At 47.0% G+C, this 22,236-nt stretch carries 19 protein-coding genes and 1 riboswitch; of the genes, 11 read left to right on the forward strand and 8 right to left on the reverse strand.

Features of this window, described 5'->3' with window-relative positions; all coding sequences use genetic code 11:
- The first annotated feature begins 2 nt into the window (after positions 1-2).
- Positions 3-491, forward strand: a complete 489-nt coding sequence (locus tag CI960_RS08950; protein ID WP_005857033.1) for an NAD(P)H-dependent oxidoreductase subunit E — start codon at positions 3-5, stop codon at positions 489-491.
- A 73-nt stretch (positions 492-564) separates the two neighbouring features.
- Here CI960_RS08950 and CI960_RS08955 read toward each other — a convergent pair whose 3' ends face one another.
- Positions 565-1,536: a TPM domain-containing protein gene (locus CI960_RS08955; RefSeq protein WP_005857032.1), complete on the reverse strand. Its 972-nt coding sequence runs from the start codon at positions 1,534-1,536 to the stop codon at positions 565-567.
- 14 nt (positions 1,537-1,550) lie between these two features.
- Positions 1,551-2,138, reverse strand: a complete 588-nt coding sequence (locus tag CI960_RS08960) for a LemA family protein (RefSeq protein ID WP_005857030.1) — start codon at positions 2,136-2,138, stop codon at positions 1,551-1,553.
- A 328-nt stretch (positions 2,139-2,466) separates the two neighbouring features.
- Here CI960_RS08960 and CI960_RS08965 point away from each other — a divergent pair, with 328 nt between their 5' ends.
- The 8 genes from CI960_RS08965 to CI960_RS09000 all read left to right on the forward strand — a co-directional run bounded on the left by CI960_RS08965 (position 2,467) and on the right by CI960_RS09000 (position 12,935).
- A complete protein-coding gene (locus tag CI960_RS08965) occupies positions 2,467-3,846 on the forward strand; it encodes a cytochrome c peroxidase (protein WP_005857028.1) in 1,380 nt (459 codons plus the stop codon).
- 17 nt (positions 3,847-3,863) lie between these two features.
- The gene (locus tag CI960_RS08970) at positions 3,864-4,325 is read left to right on the forward strand and encodes a septal ring lytic transglycosylase RlpA family protein (RefSeq protein WP_005857026.1); all 462 of its coding nucleotides are present in this window, start codon (positions 3,864-3,866) and stop codon (positions 4,323-4,325) included.
- Between the two features lie 10 nt (positions 4,326-4,335).
- Positions 4,336-5,268: a UDP-glucuronic acid decarboxylase family protein gene (locus CI960_RS08975; RefSeq protein WP_005857024.1), complete on the forward strand. Its 933-nt coding sequence runs from the start codon at positions 4,336-4,338 to the stop codon at positions 5,266-5,268.
- 90 nt (positions 5,269-5,358) lie between these two features.
- A complete protein-coding gene (locus CI960_RS08980) occupies positions 5,359-6,618 on the forward strand; it encodes a TolC family protein (protein ID WP_005857022.1) in 1,260 nt (419 codons plus the stop codon).
- 16 nt (positions 6,619-6,634) lie between these two features.
- Positions 6,635-7,720, forward strand: coding sequence for an efflux RND transporter periplasmic adaptor subunit (locus tag CI960_RS08985; protein WP_005857020.1), 1,086 nt, complete (start codon positions 6,635-6,637; stop codon positions 7,718-7,720).
- 9 nt (positions 7,721-7,729) lie between these two features.
- On the forward strand, positions 7,730-10,855 hold the full coding sequence (locus CI960_RS08990; protein ID WP_005857018.1) for an efflux RND transporter permease subunit: 3,126 nt from the start codon (positions 7,730-7,732) through the stop codon (positions 10,853-10,855).
- 230 nt (positions 10,856-11,085) lie between these two features.
- Positions 11,086-11,763, forward strand: a complete 678-nt coding sequence (locus CI960_RS08995; RefSeq protein ID WP_005857016.1) for a response regulator transcription factor — start codon at positions 11,086-11,088, stop codon at positions 11,761-11,763.
- Entirely contained in the window at positions 11,760-12,935 is a 1,176-nt protein-coding gene (locus tag CI960_RS09000; RefSeq protein ID WP_005857015.1) for a HAMP domain-containing sensor histidine kinase, read from the forward strand. Before CI960_RS08995 ends, CI960_RS09000 begins: the two co-directional genes overlap by 4 nt.
- Here CI960_RS09000 and CI960_RS09005 read toward each other — a convergent pair.
- Complete coding sequence (locus tag CI960_RS09005; RefSeq protein WP_094582325.1) at positions 12,886-14,844, reverse strand: biosynthetic peptidoglycan transglycosylase; 1,959 nt, start codon at positions 14,842-14,844, stop codon at positions 12,886-12,888. The two genes, CI960_RS09000 and CI960_RS09005, sit on opposite strands and share 50 nt — an antisense overlap.
- A gap of 112 nt (positions 14,845-14,956) precedes the next feature.
- On the opposite strand from CI960_RS09005, the gene CI960_RS09010 reads away from it, so the two are divergent.
- Entirely contained in the window at positions 14,957-15,955 is a 999-nt protein-coding gene (locus CI960_RS09010; RefSeq protein WP_005857013.1) for a 2-hydroxyacid dehydrogenase, read from the forward strand.
- 101 nt (positions 15,956-16,056) lie between these two features.
- Positions 16,057-16,893, forward strand: coding sequence for a patatin family protein (locus CI960_RS09015; protein WP_005857012.1), 837 nt, complete (start codon positions 16,057-16,059; stop codon positions 16,891-16,893).
- 40 nt (positions 16,894-16,933) lie between these two features.
- Here CI960_RS09015 and thiC read toward each other — a convergent pair whose 3' ends face one another.
- The 5 genes from thiC to CI960_RS09040 all read right to left on the reverse strand — a co-directional run bounded on the left by thiC (position 16,934) and on the right by CI960_RS09040 (position 22,224).
- Entirely contained in the window at positions 16,934-18,631 is a 1,698-nt protein-coding gene (thiC, locus tag CI960_RS09020; RefSeq protein WP_005857011.1) for a phosphomethylpyrimidine synthase ThiC, read from the reverse strand.
- 11 nt (positions 18,632-18,642) lie between these two features.
- Positions 18,643-19,371 carry a thiamine phosphate synthase gene (locus tag CI960_RS09025; protein ID WP_005857010.1) on the reverse strand — a complete coding sequence of 243 codons (729 nt, stop codon included), beginning with the start codon at positions 19,369-19,371 and terminating at the stop codon, positions 18,643-18,645.
- Positions 19,362-19,958: a thiamine phosphate synthase gene (locus CI960_RS09030; protein WP_005857009.1), complete on the reverse strand. Its 597-nt coding sequence runs from the start codon at positions 19,956-19,958 to the stop codon at positions 19,362-19,364. Before CI960_RS09030 ends, CI960_RS09025 begins: the two co-directional genes overlap by 10 nt.
- Complete coding sequence (gene thiD / locus CI960_RS09035; protein WP_005857008.1) at positions 19,951-20,799, reverse strand: bifunctional hydroxymethylpyrimidine kinase/phosphomethylpyrimidine kinase; 849 nt, start codon at positions 20,797-20,799, stop codon at positions 19,951-19,953. Before thiD ends, CI960_RS09030 begins: the two co-directional genes overlap by 8 nt.
- Positions 20,794-20,891, reverse strand: a riboswitch (TPP riboswitch). It overlaps the preceding gene by 6 nt.
- A gap of 103 nt (positions 20,892-20,994) precedes the next feature.
- Complete coding sequence (locus CI960_RS09040; protein ID WP_005862328.1) at positions 20,995-22,224, reverse strand: BamA/TamA family outer membrane protein; 1,230 nt, start codon at positions 22,222-22,224, stop codon at positions 20,995-20,997.
- Positions 22,225-22,236 lie beyond the last annotated feature (12 nt).

The following is a 22,236-nucleotide window of genomic DNA, read 5'->3' on the forward strand; positions in this document are numbered from 1 at the left end:
CCATGAATGAGATACATTTGCCTAAAACAAAAGTAGCGGAGCTACATGCGATATGCGCTGAACGCAACAACGATCCCGGGGAGTTGATCAATATCTTGCACGCCGCCCAAGGCTTGTTCGGATATTTACCACCGGAAGTCCAACAGGTTATCGCCGCCGAATTGAATATCCCGGTCTCAAGGGTATATGGCGTAGTTACTTTTTACTCATTCTTTACGATGACCCCCAAAGGGAAATACCCCATCTCTGTTTGTCTGGGAACGGCCTGTTACGTGCGTGGCGCAGAAAATGTTCTGGAAGAAATGCAACGTCAATTGGAAATAAAGGTAGGAGAGACTACACCGGACGGTTTGTTCTCCTTGGATTGCTTACGCTGTGTCGGTGCTTGCGGATTAGCTCCGGTGGTCATGATCGGCGGGAAGGTCTATGGAAGGGTTACTCCCGAGAAGGTACGGGATATACTTTCCGACTACTATCTGAAAGAGCAATAAGATACGAAAACACAAGCGGTCACATAAGGTTTTACGTGACCGCTTGTATAAAATAATGCGAATAATCGTATTTTCAGAAACGACTGATCGAACCGCCACCCCCGGAGCTTCCACCTCCCCAAGAGCCGCCACCGCCGCCTCCGCTAAAACCTCCGAAACCACCACCGCCACCCATAATAATAGGGCCACCTCCTCCTCGGTGTATGCGGTCGATGGTACGATTTTTTTTCTCTGTATACCCGCAACTCTTACAGCGGTATACATCTTCGGCCAGACCTTCCGAGAAACGAGTCGCTTCCCGGATCACCTGCTGCCCCATATACACAAAGGTTTTCTTTCCACAACGGGGACATGCCTTCGGACGATACTTTAAGTATGCGATAAACGCCGAGAAACCGATCATCCCGATAATCCCCACCACGAATATCCACATAAAATCATCATCGGACGAGGAAGAAGAACGGTTGCCAGTCATGCCTGCCCGTTCATAGTCGCTGGACATTAAATACTTGGTAACCGCCATGACTCCTTTCAACATGCCGGCGCTATAATTCCCGGCCTTTAGATCGGGCATCATATACCGCTGCTGGAGCCGGTAGCAAATCGCATCGGGGAGGACACCCTCGATACCATATCCCGTCTCGAAAACGACCGAACGTTGGGAAGGTTCCGTCACCAACTGGATCAATAAACCATTATCCTTGCTCTTTTGTCCCAATCCCCAATGTTTGAATAAATCCGTAGCGAACATCCGGGCATCCTGATCCCCGATGCTATTCACGGCAACGACAGCTACCTCGATACCGAGACTATCTTCCACTACATTTAATAATTGATTGATACGTGCCGCATCATCCGGGGTAATGATACCATCCGGATTACTGACATGGTTCAACCGGTTGGAAAGACGTACGTTCGGAATGGTCTCGATCGAATAATCCTTTGCCGCGAAAATAGAAGAGGCAAAACCAACCAGCAATAAACTGATCCATAAAAGGCTTACCGGACACTTGCACCTAGATCCTATATTCTTTATCTCACTCATTCAGCGAATGGCTATTAGAATTCTACCTTAGGAGCCTTTTCCGCACCGGATTCAGCGGCGAAATAAGCTTTCGATTGGAAGCCGAACATTCCGGACAAAATATTGTTCGGGAATTGGCGAATATAGGTATTATAAGACTGAGCTACCTCGTTAAAACGTTTACGCTCTACCGAGATACGATTTTCGGTCCCTTCCAATTGCGCTTGAAGCTCCATAAAGTTTTGATTCGCTTTTAAGTCTGGATAACGCTCTAAAACAAGCATCAAACGGGAGAGGGCATTTCCTAACTCTCCTTGTGCAGACTGGAATTTCTTCAAGGATTCCTCAGTAAGGTTAGAAGGATCAATCGTAGTCTTCGTCGCCTCGGCACGAGCGTTGACCACACCTTCTAAAGTCTCTTTCTCATGCGCGGCGTATCCTTTTACCGTATTTACCAGATTCGGGATCAAATCCATACGGCGTTGATATTGGTTCTCAACTTGGCTCCATGCGGTTTTCACGCCTTCGTCTTGAGTTACCATATTATTATACACGCCTTTCACCCAAAAGAATAATATCGCTACGATAGCGATGATAATCCATACAACTTTGTTCTTAAACATCTTTGCCTTATAATTTATTGATTATACATAATGAGACAAAGCTATATAAAAAAATCGGATTATCCACATAGCGATTGGCGGTTGCTTATAACTGCGATTGTTAGCTGCTTATAATGGGCATTGTAACATCCTTATATTGCCCATTGTTAGAACCTCATACTGGGCATTATAGGAAGGAGCTTGCCGCGATGCTGCGGATGGAAGCCCACCGCATAGATTCTATTTATCTTCCCATAGATAAAACTGATCAATGAAATCCAAGGCTTTTAGGGTACATGTAAGTGAATTGTTCTATATTTGCACTTAATAAATCTAAATAAATATAGTTATGCGTAAAACAATTTATGCTAAAATGACGGCATTACCGGTAGGACTCTGCGCTTTAGCCTTTGCGGTTACCTCGTGCGGTTCTTCCGAATACAAGAAATTTGCCGACAATGAAGGTAAGCAAGTGGCCTCTATCCTGCGGGAAAACGACTGTTTGGCCTGCCACTCTGAAAATGCGCCTCTGCCATTTTACGGTAATTTACCGTTGATCGGTCCCGTAGTACAGGCAGACATGAAGGAGGCCGTTCACTATGTGGACTTGACTGCTATGGTGGAAGCCTTGGAGAACGGGCAGCCCGTTTCAGAGGTTGATTTGGCGAAGGTGGAGAATACGGCCCTAAGCGGCTCTATGCCCCCGGCTAAGTATTCCCATATGCCGATGCACTGGGGAACCAGCCTTGACGACAATGAGAAAGCGGTGATCATCTCATGGGCGAAGAATGTCCGTAAAGATCGTTTCACGACCGAAACCGTAGCGGAAGAATTTAAGAATGAGCCTCTTCAGCCTCTAATGAAGAGCTTGCCTACAGATCCGGCGAAGGTAGAGTTGGGTTTTGCCCTGTATCATGATACTCGTTTGTCTGCGGACAATACGATCTCTTGCGCTACTTGCCACGGATTGAACACAGGTGGTGTAGACCGTAAGCAATATTCGGAAGGTATTAATGGACAGTTCGGTGGTGTTAACGCTCCGACCGTATATAATGCGGCGCTTAATTTCGTTCAATTTTGGGACGGACGTGCGGCAGACCTAAAAGAGCAAGCGGCTGGTCCTCCATTGAACCCAGTGGAAATGGGTTGTACCTCATTCGACCAGATTTGCGAGGCTTTAGCGCAAGATAAGGATTTCACGAAGAAATTCACGGAAGTGTATCCGGAAGGTTATTCTCAATCCACGATCACGGACGCTATCGCTGAGTTTGAGAAGACCTTGCTTACGCCGAGTCGTTTCGACAAATACTTGATGGGAGATAAAAACGCGCTTACAGCGGAAGAATTAGAGGGCTATCAACTATTCAAGGACAATAAATGCGCTACTTGCCACGTTGGTGTAAATGTCGGTGGTCAATCTTACGAGTTCATGGGTATCAAGAACAGCTATTTCGATTACCGGAATACAGGGTTGACGGACGGTGATAACGGACGCTATGCCGTGACTAAGAAAGAATCCGATCGTCATAAGTTCAAAACCCCGACACTTCGTAACGTGATGCTGACTTATCCGTACATGCACGACGGAACCGTAGCCTCCGTGGAGGATGCGATCCGTATCATGCATGAGTTCCAGATCGGAAAGGAGATCAATGATGTAGAAGTTGAAAAAATCGTTGTTTTTCTAGGAACTTTGAACGGAGAATATAATGGAAAAATGCTTCAATAATTGATTAAAAAAGGTACATGTCCTTCCGCTTGTTCTACATATTACTTATATTTGCCGCAGTTAAGTGTGGAGAAGGAATATGGGCACAGGAGGAAGGACTTGCTTCGTATTACCATCATCGTTTCCACGGCAGGAAATCATCCAGTGGAAGGGTTCATGATAAAGAAGAATTAGTCGCCGCGCATCGTACGTATCCTTTTGGTACTTTTTTAAGAGTCACGAACTTGGAGAATATGAAAAGTACCATTGTATGCGTAACGGATCGTGGACCTCGTTATAGAAAACGAATCATTGATGTATCAGCGAGCGCCGCCGAGATATTGGATTTTATCGATAAAGGTGTCGCTAAGGTACGGATAGAAGTCGTTCCCGGCCCCTTAGACCTCCGCTATCTGGACTTGATCTATCCTAAGATTCCTTATCTGGATATAGATTATTTACGTCCGGATCCACCTTATAGGGTGAAATTCACGAAATAAATTTAATATAATGAAGCAAATACTTATCACCGGGGGCGCCGGCTTTATCGGTTCTCATTTATGTGCCCGTCTTTTAGAAGAAGGAAATGAAGTAATTTGTCTGGATAACTATTTTACGGGAAGTAAGGAGAATGTGATTCCTCTGCTGAAAAATCCACATTTCGAGTTGATCAGGCATGATGTTTCTATACCGTTCCAAGCCGAGGTCGATGAGATTTATAATTTGGCATGTCCCGCATCTCCAGTTTATTATCAAATAGATCCGATACAGACGATCAAGACATCCGTGTTAGGAGCGGTCAATATGTTAGGTCTGGCAAAACGGGTGAACGCTAAGATATTACAAGCATCTACCAGTGAGGTGTATGGAGATCCCATGATACACCCGCAGCCGGAAAGCTATTGGGGAAATGTCAACCCGATAGGGCCTCGCTCTTGTTATGACGAGGGCAAGCGTTGCGCCGAGACCTTATTTATGGATTACCATCGCCAAAACAAGGTTCGCGTTAAAATCATCCGCATCTTTAATACGTATGGGCCTAATATGAGTACGAACGATGGCCGTGTCGTCTCTAATTTCATTATACAGGCATTACAAAATAAGGACATTACGATTTATGGGGATGGAAACCAAACTCGTAGTTTCCAATATGTAGACGATTTGATCGAGGGGATGATTCGCATGATGAATACCTCGGATGATTTTACCGGCCCGGTAAATATCGGAAATCAGGGAGAGTTCTCGATGAACGAGTTGGCCAAGATCGTGATCCGTTTGACAAACTCCTCCTCTAAGATCGTATACCGCCCGTTGCCGGGAGACGATCCCAAGCAACGTAAGCCCGATATTACGTTGGCCAAAGAGAAATTAGATGGGTGGGAACCTACGGTTTGTTTGGAGGAAGGATTAAAGAAAACGATATTATACTTTAAATCTCTCTAATAAATTTCTAATTTGGCCTAAGAGTATTCTAACTAAATATTCATAAGCGATAAAAGAGTGACTTCTACCTTTGCGTAAAATTTAACGCAAATGGACAGACGAGTCACTCTTTTACTTTTTTTATCTCTTCTTTTCTCTGGGGCGAAAGCCTCTGTTGTCTCCCTCTCCTTGAAAGAGTCCGAGCAACGTTTCTCTGAACACAATCTGGAAGTGATAGCCGAACGGTATAATATCGATATAGCCGAGGCCCAAGTAGTACAGGCCAAACTTTTCGAGAATCCCGTGGTCTCTTTGGAGCAAAATGTTTATAACCGGTTGAACGGACGTTACTTTGATTTCGGGAAACAAGGGGAAACGATCGTAGAGGTGGAACAGTTGATCTATATTGCCGGTCAGCGAAACAAACGTGTCCGTTTGGAGAAAATCAATAAGGAAATGGCCCTTTACCAATTCGAAGAGGTATTGAGAACCCTCCGGAGCGAGTTGAAGGAGAAATTCATAGCGCTTTATTTCACCCGGAAATCCCAATCTATTTACGATCGTGAGATTGATTCATTGGCTCATCTGTTGGTGGTTCTCAAGGAGCAGAATGAGAAAGGGAATGTTTCTTTATTAGAGAAGTCCCGTATCGAGGCCCTATTACTCTCTTTACGGCAAGAGCGGAATGATATCGCCAACCAAGTTATCTCCCTTCAAGGAGACATGCGGCTTTTACTAGGAATATCCGGCAATGATACCTTCGAGCCGATATTCGATGAGTCTGTGTTGAACCAGATCGATATGGACTCCGTTCCTTTCTCTGAATTGACCTCTTTATTATACGAACGTCCGGATCTTAAGTTGGCGCAAGCAAGCGTCAAGGCTTCGGAGGCGGACGTGAGATTACAACGTTCCCTCGCTTTCCCGGAAGTGAGTGTAAAGGGTACGTATGATAAGGCGGGTAACTTTATCAATGATTATTGGGCGATCGGCTTGAGCGTCTCTCTCCCTATATTTAATCGGAATCAAGGGAATATCAGGGCGGCGAAAATATCTGTCGCTCAAAAGGCACATAAGGAAGAATACGCCCGTCGACAAGCCGAGAATGAATTATTCACCAGCTATGCCCGGTTGGAAAAGGCGATTCAGCTCTATCGTTCCTCGAACTATGGATTGGAGAAGGATTTCGCCTTGATTATCGAAGGCGTGAACTTGAATTTCCAAAAACGGAATATCAGTCTCCTTGAGTTTATCGATTATTATGAGACCTACAAAACAACCTGCTTGCAACTTTACCAAACTCAAAAAGAAGTGTTACTGGCCTTGGAGGAGGTAAATACCGTAACGGGTAGCCATGTATTCAACTATTAAAAGCAAATCAAACGATATGAATAAGCATCTAATCACATGCATCCTTTTAGTACCCTTGGTATGTTCCTGCGGGAAACAGGCGACCACCTCGGTCGATACCCGGGAGCCTTTACTATTAAATGACAGTTTACAGGAGATTATAACACTGGATACGGTTCGTGACACACCGCTAACCAACGAGTTGTTGCTCAATGGCCGTGTCAGTTTCAATCCGGAGCGAGTGGCCCATGTGTATCCGATATTTGGTGGAAATGTCACCTCCATTCATGCGGAAGTTGGCGATTACGTAGGGAAAGGAGATGTCCTAGCAGTGATCCGGAGCGGCGAGATCGCTGATATCGACAAGCAGCGAAAGGAGGCCGAGCATCAACTGGCTATCGCTAACCGTAACTTGGAGGCTACCCAAGATATGGCCCGGAGCGGTATGGCTTCCGACCGGGACTTCCTGCAAGCCCAGCAAGAGCAAGCCGATGCCGATGCCGAGACCAAACGTATCCAAGAAATGTATTCTATTTATAACATAACAGACCCATCTACCTATGTGGTGAAAGCGCCAGTCTCCGGCTTTATCATCGATAAGAATATAAACCGGGATATGCAGATCCGTTCCGATCAAGGGGAGGAGATGTTTACCATTTCCGGTCTCGACGATGTCTGGGTGATGGCCGATGTCTATGAGGGAGATATCAGCAAGGTAAAAGAGGGGGCTACCGTTCGTATCACCACTTTGGCCTATAAGGATATGGAGTTTACGGGAACGATCGATAAGGTCTATCATATGCTAGACCGAGAAAGTAAGACCATGAGCGTAAGAGTCAAATTAAGGAACGAGAAGTATATGCTTAAACCCGGAATGTTTACGAACGTATATGTACAGAGCGCGGTAAAAGGAGAAAGTATGCCTTGCGTAAACGCCCATGCCGTGATCTTCGAGGATGGTAAAGAATACGTTGTCTATGTCTCGAAGGAGGGATATTTGCAAATGCGTGAGATCTCGGTGTATAAGCAAACCGAGAAGTTCTGTTACCTGCGATCCGGCTTGAAGGATGGGGATCGGATCGTAGATCGGAACGCTCTCTTGGTGTATAACGAATTAAAGTAACCGGACGATATGCACACATTCATAGATAATATCATAACGTTCTCCCTCCGGAACAAATTCTTTATCTTCTTCTGTACCACGATCGCCGTAATCGCCGGTATCACCAGCTTTATCCATACGCCGATCGACGCGTTTCCGGATGTGACGAATACGAAGGTGACGATTATCACCCAATGGCCGGGCAGGAGCGCCGAGGAGATCGAGAAGTTTATCACGATCCCGATCGAGATCGCCATGAACCCGGTACAGAAAAAGACGGATATCCGGAGCACGACCCTTTTCGGTCTTTCCGTCATCAACGTGATGTTCGAAGATAAGGTGGATGATTTCTTCGCCCGCCAGCAAGTTTATAATCTCTTGAACGACGCCGACCTGCCGGAAGGGGTCACGCCGGAAGTGCAGCCCTTATATGGTCCGACCGGCGAGATCTTCCGCTATACATTACGTAGCGATAAGCGTTCCGTCCGGGAATTGAAGACCTTGCAGGATTGGGTGATCGAGCGGAAGTTGCGGGCTGTACCCGGTGTAGCGGATATCGTCAGCTTCGGAGGAGAGGTAAAAACTTTCGAGGTTAGCGTCAACCCGAATCAACTGATCAGTTACGGGGTAACGACCTTGGAACTTTATGACGCTATCGCAAAAAGTAATATCAACGTAGGCGGCGACGTGATCACGAAAAGCTCGCAAGCCTATGTCGTGCGGGGTATCGGCTTGATTAACGATGTAAAAGAGATCGAGAACATCGTCGTAAAAAATATCAATGGCACGCCAATCCTTGTCAAGCACTTGGCTACCGTACACGAATCCAGTCTTCCCCGCCTAGGGCAAGTGGGCCGCATGGAGGAAGATGATGTCGTACAAGGCATCGTTGTCATGCGAAAAGGGGAGAACCCCGGCGAGGTAATCGCCGCCTTGAAGGATAAGATCAAGGATATCCAACAAAACGCCTTGCCGGAAGACGTGCGAATCGTATCGTTCTACGATCGTGAGAATCTGGTAGATCTGGCGGTCAAGACCGTAACACATAATCTGGCGGAAGGTATTCTGCTGGTAACTTTCATCGTATTAATCTTCATGGCGGACTGGCGTACGACGGTAATCGTGTCGATCATTATCCCGTTGGCACTCCTCTTCGCCTTTATTTGTCTCCGGGCGATGGGGATGAGCGCCAACCTCTTATCTATGGGAGCGATCGACTTCGGTATTATTATCGATGGCGCCGTCGTGATGGTGGAGGGGCTTTTCGTGGCATTGGACCGGAAAGCCCGTGAAGTAGGCATGCCCGCTTTCAATTTGATGAGTAAGATGGGTATTATCCGTCATACGGCGAAGGACCGTGCGAAAGCGGTTTTCTTCTCTAAGCTGATTATCATCACCGCCTTGGTCCCGATCTTCTCTTTCCAGAAGGTGGAAGGAAAGATGTTCAGCCCGCTCGCTTATACCTTGGGGTTCGCCTTGTTGGGAGCGTTGATCTTTACGTTGACATTGGTACCCGTCCTCTCTTCCATGCTATTAAAGAAAGAGGTGCGTGAGAAACATAATCCGTTCCTCGCATGGATCAATCGGAAGTCGATCGGTATTTTCGACTGGTGTCACGCCCGTAAGAAGCGAACGATCACGTTCGCCACGTTGGTAGCCGCCGTAGGTATCTGGTGCTTCACCTTGTTGGGCAGCGAGTTTCTCCCGCAACTGAACGAGGGCTCTATTTATATCCGTGCGACCTTACCGCAAAGTATATCTTTGGATGAATCCGTTACATTGGCCAACCAGATGCGCCGGAAGCTGGCGGCTTATCCGGAGGTTCGTCAGGTCTTATCGCAAACCGGCCGGCCGAACGATGGCACGGACGCGACAGGTTTCTACAACATCGAGTTCCATGTGGATATATATCCCGAGAAAGAGTGGGAAAGCGAACGCTCGAAAGCGGGCCTGATCGAGAAGATGCAAGAGGATCTGGCGATCTATCCGGGCGTGGATTTTAACTTCTCGCAGCCTATCTCGGACAATGTAGAGGAAGCGGCCAGCGGCGTGAAAGGTTCCATCGCCGTGAAAGTCTTCGGTAAGGATCTATACGAGTCGGAGAAAAAAGCGGTAGAAGTTTTCAAGGTCTTGGAGACCGTAGACGGTATCGAGGATCTGGGCGTTATCCGGAATATCGGCCAGCCGGAGCTACGGATCGAGTTGAACGAGTCTCGTTTAGCCCGCTACGGCGTGGCCAAGGAGGATGTACAATCCATTATCGAGATGGCGATAGGAGGTAAGAGCGCCTCCCTGCTTTATGAGGACGAGCGTAAGTTCAATATCATGGTCCGCTACGAATCTACTTTCCGCCGTAGCGAGAATGAGATAGGCAAGATACTGGTTCCGGCAAAGGATGGTTCCATGATTCCTATCCGCGAGCTGGCGGATATCCATACGATTACCGGCCCGTTGATTATCTACCGGGATAACCACGCTCGTTTCTGCGCCGTGAAATTCTCGGTCCGGGGCCGCGACATGGGTAGCGCCGTGGCTGAAGCCCAGCGAAAAGTGGAGAGGCAGGTAAAGCTCCCCGAAGGCTATACCTTGAAATGGACTGGAGATTTCGAGAACCAACAACGGGCTACCAAACGCTTGGCCCAAGTCGTCCCCGTAAGTATAGCGATCATCTTCGTGATCCTATTCGTCCTTTTCGGCAACGCCCGGGATGCCGGACTGGTCTTATTGAACGTGCCTTACGCCGCCGTCGGAGGTATCTTGGCCCTATTAATCACGAATTTCAACTTCTCGATCTCCGCCGGTATCGGCTTTATCGCCCTCTTCGGTATCTGTATACAGAATGGCGTGATCATGATATCGGACATCAAGAATAACCTGCGGGAGAGGCATCCTCTGGAAGATTCGATCAAGATGAGCGTGAAATCAAGGGTACGTTCCGTATTAATGACCGCCTCCATGGCCGCTATCGGCCTGCTTCCGGCCGCCTTGAGCCACGGTATCGGATCGGAAAGCCAGCGTCCTTTGGCGATCGTGATCATTGGCGGATTAATAGGAGCTACGTTCTTCACCCTCTTTGTCTTTCCGTTGATGGTGGAGGCTTTTTATCGACGAATGCTTTATGATAAGAACGGTAAATTAGTGCAACGTAGGTTGTAATTGCTATATTTGTAGCAAGAAAGTCCGGAACTATTAGGGAGAGCGACTGGAGTTATTATGCGAAAGGATTATACTTACTGATCTTTTCACGGCTGTGAAAAGATCATATCACAGAGGTGAAACGATCGTATCACAACCGTGAAAAGAACGTTTCACCTCTGTGATACGATTAGCATCACCCTAAGTACGCATTATTAATGATGGACATTCTTATTAATACATACGATACAATGGCGAAGATATTATTAGTAGAAGACGAGGTAAACATCGCCTCTTTTATAGAAAGAGGCTTGCGGGAGTTCGGACATGAGGTATATGTCGCTTATGACGGTGCCGCTGGTTGGGAACTGACACAGAAGAACGATTTCCAATTGCTGATTCTGGATATTATAATGCCGAAGATGAACGGCCTGCAACTTTGCAAACAGTACCGGCAACGGTTCGGTTACCATGCTCCCGTGATCATGCTGACCGCCTTGGGAACCACCGAGGATATCGTTAGCGGGCTGGATGCCGGGGCGGATGATTATCTGGTAAAACCTTTCAGCTTCCAAGAGCTCGAGGCCCGCATAAAGGCGTTATTACGTCGATCGGGAAACGAATCCGTCCATATGGCTCTCCGGTGCGGAGATCTGGTCTTAGATCCTCCAAGCCATCGGGCTATACGGAATGGGCAGGTCATCGATTTGACCGTAAAGGAATATAGGCTCTTGGAATATTTCATACAGAACCAAGGAACGGCCTTGAGCCGGATGAACTTGCTAAAGAATGTCTGGGACAAGGATTTCGATACCAATACGAACGTGGTCGATGTTTACGTGAATTATTTGCGCACGAAGATAGACAAAGACTTCGAACCTAAGCTAATCCATACCGTGGTGGGCGTGGGCTATATGATGGAAGCATGAAGACAGGAAACAAGATCGCTCTCTTTTACTCGGCCATTACCATAGGCGTGATAGCCGTCGTGACGCTTGTCTTCTATTGGGTTTCCACGAGCTATATCTCTCGCCTGTACTATTCTTACCTGACGGAAAAAGCCTATGCCACGGCACAGAAGCATTGGGAGAAGGACGAGACCGACGACGAGAGCTATGCCCGTATCCAACAGCGTTACGAGGAAACCCTTCCCGTCGCTACCGAGATATTGCTGAACGCCGATAGCTTGGAGACCCGGCAAGTGCTGTCCCGTTATCTGGACGCCACGCAGGTGAGATCTCTATACCAAGAGGATATCGTTCACTTCAAGCACGATACGCAAATGGGAGCGGCTTTGTATTATCCCGACAACGAGGGGAATTTCATCGTGATTGTCCTTTCCGGGAATCAGTATGGGATGGATATCCAGCATCGGATCGGCTGGCTGTTGCTGGGATTGATATTGGTTAGCTCGGTATTGATCTATTTTGTCGGCAGACTATACGCGACCCGGATGGTAGACCGGATCGACGCTGCTTACCAAAGTGAGAAAGCGTTTATCAGCAACGCCTCGCATGAGTTGAACAATCCGCTGACAGCCATTCAAGGCGAATGCGAGATCAGCCTGCTGAAAGAGCGCTCCCCGGAGGAATACCAAGCGGCATTAAGACGTATCGCCACGGAGACAAGCCGTATCATACAATTGATCAAACACCTGCTGTTCCTGTCGCACGGGGATAAGGAGATCCAGAAAAGCGCGATGGAGACGATCTTCCTAGCGGACTTCTTGATGCAGTTCTCCTCGGCCCGGATCTCATTCTCCCCGGATAATTTCTCTTATATGATCCGTGCCAATCCCTATTTATTGAAGATAGCGATCAAGAATATCTTGAGCAACGCCTGTAAGTATTCGGACGATAAACCGGTAGAGATGCGGCTTCGAGGCAGTATCTTGACCATATCCGACCGAGGTATCGGCATTCCTCCCGAGGAATTGAAACGAATCTTCCAACCCTTTTACAGGGCGAGCAATACCCGGGAATACGCCGGGCATGGTGTCGGGCTAAGCCTCTCGCTACGCATATTGAGCACCTATGGGGCGAAGGTGAATATTATTTCTGATCTAGGGGTTGGGACGAGCGTGGAGATCGACTTTGGGTAGCCGTCAGGTATTCTTTAGCCGGACCTGTTATTTCGACAGACTCCGGCGTTACCCCTACCGCCTCTTCCGAAGATATAAGTCCGCGATCTACCAAGCGATCCAGTATTACCCTGTAAAAATCCTCATAATACGGCTTCAACCGCAACCCGTCGAAGCAATAGCGGACCTGTTTGGGCTTGGGGATAATGCTGGCCATAAAAATGCACTCGGCAAGGTTTAACTGGGAAGGTTCCTTCGCGAAATAATAACGTGAGGCCTCGGCGGCTCCATAAATCATGGGGCCCCATTCGGCGATGTTCAGATAAACCTCAAACATCCGCTCTTTAGAGGTCAGATGATCGCTCTCGATCAGCCATACGATTAACATTTCCTCCAGCTTGCGGGCGATCGTCTTGTTACGGCTCAAGAATACATTCTTCACCAATTGCATGCTAAGCGTACTGCCGCCACGGGCGAAACGTCGTTCCTTGATATCCTGTATCAACGATTCCCGGATAGCGCTTGGAATAAAACCGTTGTGATAAAAGAAGCCGGCATCCTCACTCTGCATGATCGCTAAAGGAAGATAACGGGATACGGCGTTGAACGGGCGGAAAGAGGGATTCGCCGGACCGATCTCGAAAGAGCGTACCAGCTCGCCTTGCTCATAGACAGTATATTCAAATGGCTCATTCATCTTCCGCAAATCCGTATTCCCATAGGCAAGGATCTGGAAGTCCTTCGCTTTCAAGGTAGACTCCAAGATCAAGCTGTCTACCTGTCCGAAATCCAAATCCAATCGGAAATGATAGGAGAGGGTACCTTCTGTTCTCAGGCCTTCCAGATTGTAGAATAAGCCTTTAGGCAGGGAGGAGAACAGTTGATCCGCAGGGAAATCTCTTTTATTCACAGAGGCCGTGATTTGCCAACTGGTATCTTTAACGATCTTCAGATAAGGATGGAAATCCAGATGATTAAACCGGATATCACTGACGCTATCTAATTCGATATAGTTCTTACCGATGTTTGTCCGGAAGTGTATAGAGCCTTTATCCAGTAAGACCGTGTCCGGAGATATACGCTCTTGGTGGATGGTAAGCCCGCTCACATAGGCGCTTCCGAGTAAGGATTGTATGTCTTCCTCTATTTTAGGTCCCTTAAGCTCGAAGGCCAAGGTGTCGAAACGTACCGATGCCCCCCAACGATATTCCAGAAAAGGAAGAGGAATCTTCGTATGCTCGTCGGCGTAGAGACGGGCTTTCACGAGTCGCTCCTTATCAGAGAGAGAGCCTTCGCAAATCCATTCGCTATGAACTCCGTTCTCCGTGCTGTTTATATGCGTAGAGAATTGATTGTTAGTAAGATTGAGCTCGGGTATCTCTAGTATTAGTTCATCTCCTTTATTACTATAAGAAACACATAAATCATGTACCAAGGCATTTCCGGGCAATAAATTGAAAAGGAGACTAAGGGAGCGTTCAGCCTTGCGTGCGTAATCCCGTTCCTTATCATCTACAGCTGTTTCCTCTGGCTCACCTAGGTGATTCGATGGTTTATAAAGGAAATCAAAATTAGCTCTCTCTCCCTTCTTAATAAAATGAATATGCAAATTATCCGCTTGTACACTCTCTATGGCAGGGGTAAGTAGCAATAATCTGCCAAGCTCCAGTTTCGCTTGAAGCCTGTCCGCATGTATCAACGTATCAGCATCAATCGGGATAACGGTCAATCCCTCCATACGTACGGTACTCAGCCCTATCAACCGGATCTTATCATAGCGTATGTCAAGATGATGCCTTTCGGCAAGTTTACTCAATTTATGTCCCGCATACGCCCCTAAGATCAGGTCGATGCCCCAAAATGCCATAAACAAGAGAAAGCCAATAAAAATAAGAACTGCTATAAAAGATCTTTTATGGGATTGATTCATGCTCATCTATATTGTTACCCAGCGGACAAAAGTACTATAATTAAACGAATGGATTTCTTTTTCGATAAACAATCAAGGGCTTAATTTAGTTATATTAAAAAACTAAAGTTATATGGCGTATAAGATTGCGTTTTTTGGTGCTAAACCCTACGACATCGCTTCTTTCGATAAGATCAATGAGCGGTATGAGTTCGATATTCGTTACTATAAAGGACATTTGAATATCAATAATGTCGTCTTAACCCAAGGGGTAGACGCTGTATGTATTTTCGTGAACGACACGGCTGATGCCGCCGTAATAGACGCTTTGGTTGCCAATGGCGTGAAACTGTTGGCGCTTCGTTGCGCCGGTTTTAATAATGTGGATTTGAATGCCGCCAGAGGGAAATTACCGGTCGTACGCGTACCGGCCTACTCACCCTATGCGGTCGCTGAATATACGTTGGCCTTGATGTTATCGTTAAACCGTAAGATACACCGGGCATACTGGCGTACGAGAGATGGCAACTTCTCCTTGAATGGCTTGATGGGATTTGATATGCATGGCAAGACCGCCGGTATTATCGGTACCGGAAAGATCGCCAAGATATTGATTCATATCTTAAAAGGATTGGGGATGCGTGTATTGGCAAACGACCTGTATCCGGATGAGAAATTCGCCAAGGAGGAAGGGATCACCTATGTCTCTTTAGACGAGTTATACAAAGAGTCCGATATCATTTCCTTGCATTGCCCGTTGACTGACCAGACCCGTTATCTGATCAACGACGATTCGATCGCCAAGATGAAAGACGGCGTAATGATTATCAATACGGGACGCGGGTTACTGATCCATACCAACGCCTTGATCGAGGGATTGAAGACCAAGAAAGTCTCCGCCGCTGGATTGGATGTCTACGAGGAGGAAGGAGACTATTTCTACGAGGATAAATCGGATAAGATTATCGATGATGATGTCTTGGCCCGTCTACTCTCGTTCAACAATGTGATCGTTACTTCCCATCAGGCGTTTTTCACGAAAGAGGCTCTGCATAATATCGCCGATACTACCTTGCGGAACATCAAGGATTTCGAGGAAGGCCGTCCCTTAGTGAACGAAGTGACCAAGTAAATTCTAAAAAGGAACTATTATTTATCGCTGATTTATTATATTTTTGTGGCCATTGCTTGGTGGGAACCCAGCAATGGCTTTTTTAATTCAGAGGTATATATATGGAAATAGATAGTCAGACAGGTTTGGTGTTGGAAGGTGGCGGAATGCGTGCCATATTTACGGTGGGAGTATTGGATTATTTTATGGATCATGATATTTGGTTTCCTTATACGATCGGAGTATCGGCGGGCGCGAGTAACGGAATCTCGTATGCTTCCCGCCAGCGGGGACGCTCTCGTTTTAGCAATATCGACCTATTGAAGAAATATAATTACATAGGTCTTCGTCATTTCTTACGGGGAAGGGGATATATCGATCTGAATTTCTTGTTTTATGTCTATCCGGATTTGTATTATCCGTTGGATTACGATACCTATTTCAAGTCCAAGGATCGGTTCGTTATGGTCACGAGCAATTGCTTGACGGGTAAAGCGGAATATTTCGAGGAGAAGAAAGATAAGAAACGTTTGGTGGATATCTGTAAAGCATCTTGCACCTTACCGATCCTCTGTCCAATTACGTATGTAGACGGGATACCGATGGTCGACGGAGGCGTATGCGATGCCATCCCTATCCGACGGGCTATCGCCGACGGCTTCTCCAAGAACGTCATCATCCTTACCCGTAACAAAGGCTATCGGAAAGAAGAGAAAGATTTTTACCTTCCCGGCTTTATTTATAACAAATACCCGGCGATCCGGGAACAGTTGCGACTACGATACCGGCGGTACAACGAGGTCTTGGATTACATAGACCAACTGGAGGCCGAAGGAAAAGCTTTCGTCATCCGTCCGCAAAGCCCGATTAAAGTCGGCCGTACCGGAAGCGACACAAAGAAACTGGAAGAACTATATGAGGAAGGCTACGAATGCGGAAAACAAATCACTCAATTGTAGAGACGGGGCATGCCCCGTCTCATCCCCTCAAAACAGTATTTTATTTACAACCTTGCAAATCCTTACTTAACCGCATAGCGCAGAAATTAGGACCGCACATCGTACAGTACTCTCCATCCGTAACAGCACTCTCCTTATAATACTGTAAAGCCCTTTCCGGGTCCAAGGACAAATTGAACTGGTCTTTCCAGCGGAAATCAAAACGTGCCTTGCTCAACGCGTTATCACGTACTTGAGCGCCGGGATGCCCTTTCGCCAAGTCAGCGGCATGCGCCGCTATCTTATAAGCGACCACCCCATTACGCACGTCTTCCTTATTCGGCAATCCCAAATGCTCCTTCGGCGTAACGTAGCAGATCATGGCCGTCCCATGCCAAGCGATTTGCGCGCCACCGATAGCCGACGTGATATGATCGTATCCGGGAGCGATATCGGTCGTCAACGGGCCCAGCGTATAGAACGGCGCTCCATGGCAGGCATACTGTTGTTCCTTCATATTCTCATGGATCTTATTCATGGGAACATGGCCCGGGCCTTCGATAATCACTTGCACGAACTGTTCCCAAGCTATTTTCGTCAGTTCTCCCATCGTGTGAAGCTCGGCGAATTGTGCCGCGTCGTTCGCGTCATAGATAGAACCGGGGCGAAGCCCGTCTCCGATAGAGACCGCCACGTCATATGCCTTTAGTATCTCGCAGATTTCGGCGAAATGTGTGTACAGGAAGTTTTCCTCGTCATGAAGCTGCATCCATTTGGCCATGATAGATCCGCCTCTGGAGACAATCCCCGTCAAGCGAGTCGCCGTCAGCTCCACATGCTTGCGCAACAAACCCGCGTGGATCGTGAAATAATCCACGCCCTGTTCCGCCTGCTCGATCAACGTATCCCGATAGATCTCCCAAGAAAGGTCCTCTACCTTACCACTCACCTTCTCCAAGGCTTGATAAATAGGAACCGTACCCATCGGAACCGGGCAGTTACGAATAATCCACTCGCGCGTCTCATGGATATGATCGCCGGTAGAGAGATCCATCAACGTGTCTCCGCCCCATTTACAACTCCATATAGCCTTCTCGATCTCCTCGTCGATACCGGAGGAAAGAGCGGAGTTGCCGATATTGGTATTGATCTTTACCAAGAACTTCTTACCGATAATCATCGGCTCGGCTTCCGGGTGATTGATATTCGCCGGGATGATCGCGCGACCGGCGGCGATTTCCTTGCGGACGAACTCCGGCGTGATATAAGACTTCAGTCCCAAAGCCTCGATTTGCTGGTTCTCACGAATCGCCACGTACTCCATTTCCGGAGTGATAATGCGCTTCTTCGCATAATACATCTGGGTGATATTCTTACCCTCTTTAGCCCGGAAAGGCAAGTATCGCTTGGGGAAACGCAGGGAATCCAGACTCGCGTCCGCCAATCGCTCACGGCCATAAGCGGAAGTCAATTCCGGCAATTGAACCACATCCTTACGCTTACCGTACCACTCCTCACGTATACGAGGAAGTCCTTTAACGATATCAATCGATATCTTGGGGTCGGAATACGGGCCGCTCGTATCGTAAACGATTACCGGATTGTTCTTCTTGAAGATTCGCTCTCCATGCTCATCCAAGGTTACCGTGTCCAACAATTTAATCTTACGCATACCAACCTTGATCTTATTGATCTCGCCCGGGACATAAATCTTTTCCGAGGACGGATAGGAAATACGCATATTCTTTTTAGTAGCCATATGTATTTAGTTTAGTACTTATTGATTTCCTCTATAAACCGGTGGGTTTCCTCCACGGGATCGGAAGCATTGATAATCGCGCCCGAAACAGCGATTCCGGTTATACCCGTCTCCATCAAAGGGCCTACGTCTTCCAGCGTAATACCACCTATCGCAAAGATAGGAATATCAATGCCAGCCTCCTTGCATTGAGCGATTATTTTACGATAACCATCCAAGCCTAAGATGGGACTCAAATTCTTCTTGGTACCCGTAAAGCGATACGGCCCTAGTCCGATATACGAGGCGCCTCGTTCTACGGCCAGCCGGATATCCTCAAAAGTATTCGCCGTAGCCCCGATATAGAAGATGGCATTGGAATCTAACTTGTCTCTCAGTACTTCCCAAGCGATATCCAAGGGCATATCATTCTTACCCAGATGACAAGCCGTAGCGCCACATGTCACGGCAGCCTCCAGATCATCGTTTACGCAGAAATCCACGATTCGCTCACATTCTTCCGCGCAGATAGTGGCACATGTACGTACGGTATCCTCATAAATCCCATCCTTCATGCGCAACTGTATCCATGAGCACCCTCCTTGGATTGCCATGCGTACCTCGTCGCATTCCGTATATTTAGGCGTACGATGCGTTATAAACATCAAGCGATTGTTTCCACCAAAAGGGGGGCGTAATCCGGTTGTTCTCCGACCGACTCTTCCATTCTCATCATATCCGAAATAATAATTTAAGGCCATACTTGTAATCGTTTGAATTGTTTTATGAGTTGATCCGCAACAAGAAGGGAGGGATCGTTTCCCCAAAGGGCCCCGAGAACGGCGACACCGCCGAAGGGGATATCTTTTAATTTCGTTATTGTCCGCGGGCAGATTCCTCCCAAGGCAATCACCTTATCATCGATGATGCCCTTCGCGTTTCGCAATCCATCTAAGGAGAATCCGCTACCATATCCTTCTTTGGATATACTCTGAAAGATCGGGCTAAGGAATACATAGTCGCATACCGGTTTATACTCGATAATCTCTTCCAGACTATGGCAAGAACGACTTATACTGCCTTTATATAAAGGTGGAGCTTCCGGGTTCCTCTTGTTCAAATGGACTCCTCCTAAAGCCCTTTCTTCTGCCAAGGTAAACCAATCATGAAGAACGATCCTGTCGTAATAAGCCGGAGAGATTTTATCCAATAAGCCCTCCAATTCATCACGTTTACAATCCGGTTTACGTAGATGTAAACGAGACATTCCTTCCGCGAATAGAAGTTCGATCAAAGAAGCTTCATCCGCGAAAAAATAAGGTGTAGTAATTACGACCAGCTTATTCATGATTCCATCGGATTTTATGAAGGGCAGAGGGTGAGAAGAAGTGGTTTACAGGTCCGTGCCCTTTTCCCATGCATACATTTGCCCCGTGAACGAGCGCGTTATTCATATATTCCTTGGCTAATCGTACGGCTTCCACCAATGAATGGCCGAGTGCCATATAAGCGGCGATGGCGGACGATAGCGTACAGCCCGTTCCATGGGTATTGAAGGTCTCCACTGTTGGCAAGGCCAGACAAATCGGATTATTCTCATTGATAAATAACCGATCCACCGTTTCTACTCCGGGAATATGCCCCCCTTTAATCAATAGAGCGTTACATCCTTTTTCCTGCAATTTCCGGGCGGCAAGTAAGATATCCGCCTCGTTATTGATTTTTATACCGGAAAGATATTCCGTCTCGGGAATATTCGGAGTAAGCAGTGTCGCTTTAGGGAACAACTCATCAATGATGGTTCGGATGGCGTCATCCTCCAATAATTTACTTCCGCTCGTGGATATCATCACTGGATCTAAAATGATAGAAGTCTGTTGGAAGGAAGATAAAGTTTCAGATACGACCTTTACGGCATCCTTGTTATGTAGCATCCCTATTTTTACGGCATCTACGATGAAATCCTCAAGAATAGCTTCGATTTGTCCTCTCAAAATCTCGGGAGAGATCGCTTGGATCCCTCGCACTCCCTGTGTGTTTTGAGCGGTTATAGCCGTTATCGCCGAGGCTCCAAAAACCCCTAGCGAGGAAAAAGTCTTAATATCCGCTTGTATTCCGGCACCACCGCCACTATCAGAGCCCGCGATCGTTAAAGCTACCGGATAACGGTACGTTTCATTTTTATCCATCTAACATTCGTTTTTCTTACGGCGGCATTACCCGCATCAAGTAGTAAGGGTATGATCTCAGCCCATATAGTATGGCACCCCTTCGACGACGCAAACTTAGTGAAAAAAATCGATATTAAGATATTTCCGGCTTTTAAACGATAATTTTAACGCAAGGTTATACTTCCATAAATCGTAGACGGGAGCCTTCTGGTTTTAGAAAGCTTCCGTCATATTCATATAAACCGCCATCCCTTTTTGGTTCGGGTCTTTGCCTACGTCTAGGCGGAAGTTCTTGCCGGGTTGCATTTGGATACGTAAGCCTACGCCGTAGTTGAACTTCCATTTATTCCAGTCTACGATAGGAGCGTTTCCGATCGTACCCGTGCCGACCCAGCCAACAAAACCACACTTCGCCCAGAAATTACCGCTCTTATATTTCTCCACGCTGCCGAACATATGACGATACTCCAGAATCCCATACGCCATGGTCTTGTCACGGTACTTGCCCCAATAGTATCCGCGAAGATCGAAAGGAGAGCCAAACGAAGGAAGCTCCGTAAAAGGAACGTTTCCCACACCGATTTGTGTCTTGGCGATCCATGCCAAGGTGCTACGAGGACGAAATACTTGCTGGAACTGGCGGTATTCTAACTCGAACATCTCATAATTATATGCACCGCCTAAATACTTTCCATACACTTTAGCGATCGCGCTTAGTAACATACCGGAACTTGGGGTCGCCACGTCATTTCGTGTATCGTATTGAATCAAGCCGCCGACACCGATATTGACATAATCTCGTTTGAACTTATTGAAATAAGGATCTTCGGCCATCACCGGGTTAATATCATCTGATTTGCTGAAATTAATATCAAAAAGAGGACCCGTATATAAATGAGGCCTAACTTCCCATACGAAACGGGGATATAGTTGGAAAGAACTCTTATGGAATTTCGTTGTCGAGTCGCTCTTCTCGATTTGCTCGATCGTCTCATAGCCTTTCCCGAAATAATGCGAAGGTTCGTTCCGATAACCGTAACTGATATAAATACGGAAGCGATTCTCGTTGAAGAATAAGGTACCGGCACCGGCAAAAACGAACGTCCCGTTTAAGGTGATGTTAAATCCCGCAGGGATAAACGATCGTTGGGATATCGTATCATTCTTGTTTAAGCGAAAGCTAGCCAAAACCGCGCCACCTACGCCAAAGGAGGCTTCCGGTGTGTAAGACGGTCCGCCAAGGATAGACCACCAGATCCTTTTGTTGGCCCGTATGGAGTCTTTATGTAATTGTTTATGATAACGTTGTATTTGCTTTTCGGTCATAGGCTTACCGTCCAGCATCAGCACTTCTTTCGGAATCGTGTCATTGGAAATACCTTGCGCCTTTACGGAAAAGGCGAATAGAAGGCAGGCCATATAAATTAAAAGATATCTAAACATTATTTTAATCAA

Origin of the sequence: Parabacteroides sp. CT06, from assembly GCF_002257605.1 — a bacterium.
Lineage (GTDB): Bacteria > Bacteroidota > Bacteroidia > Bacteroidales > Tannerellaceae > Parabacteroides > Parabacteroides distasonis.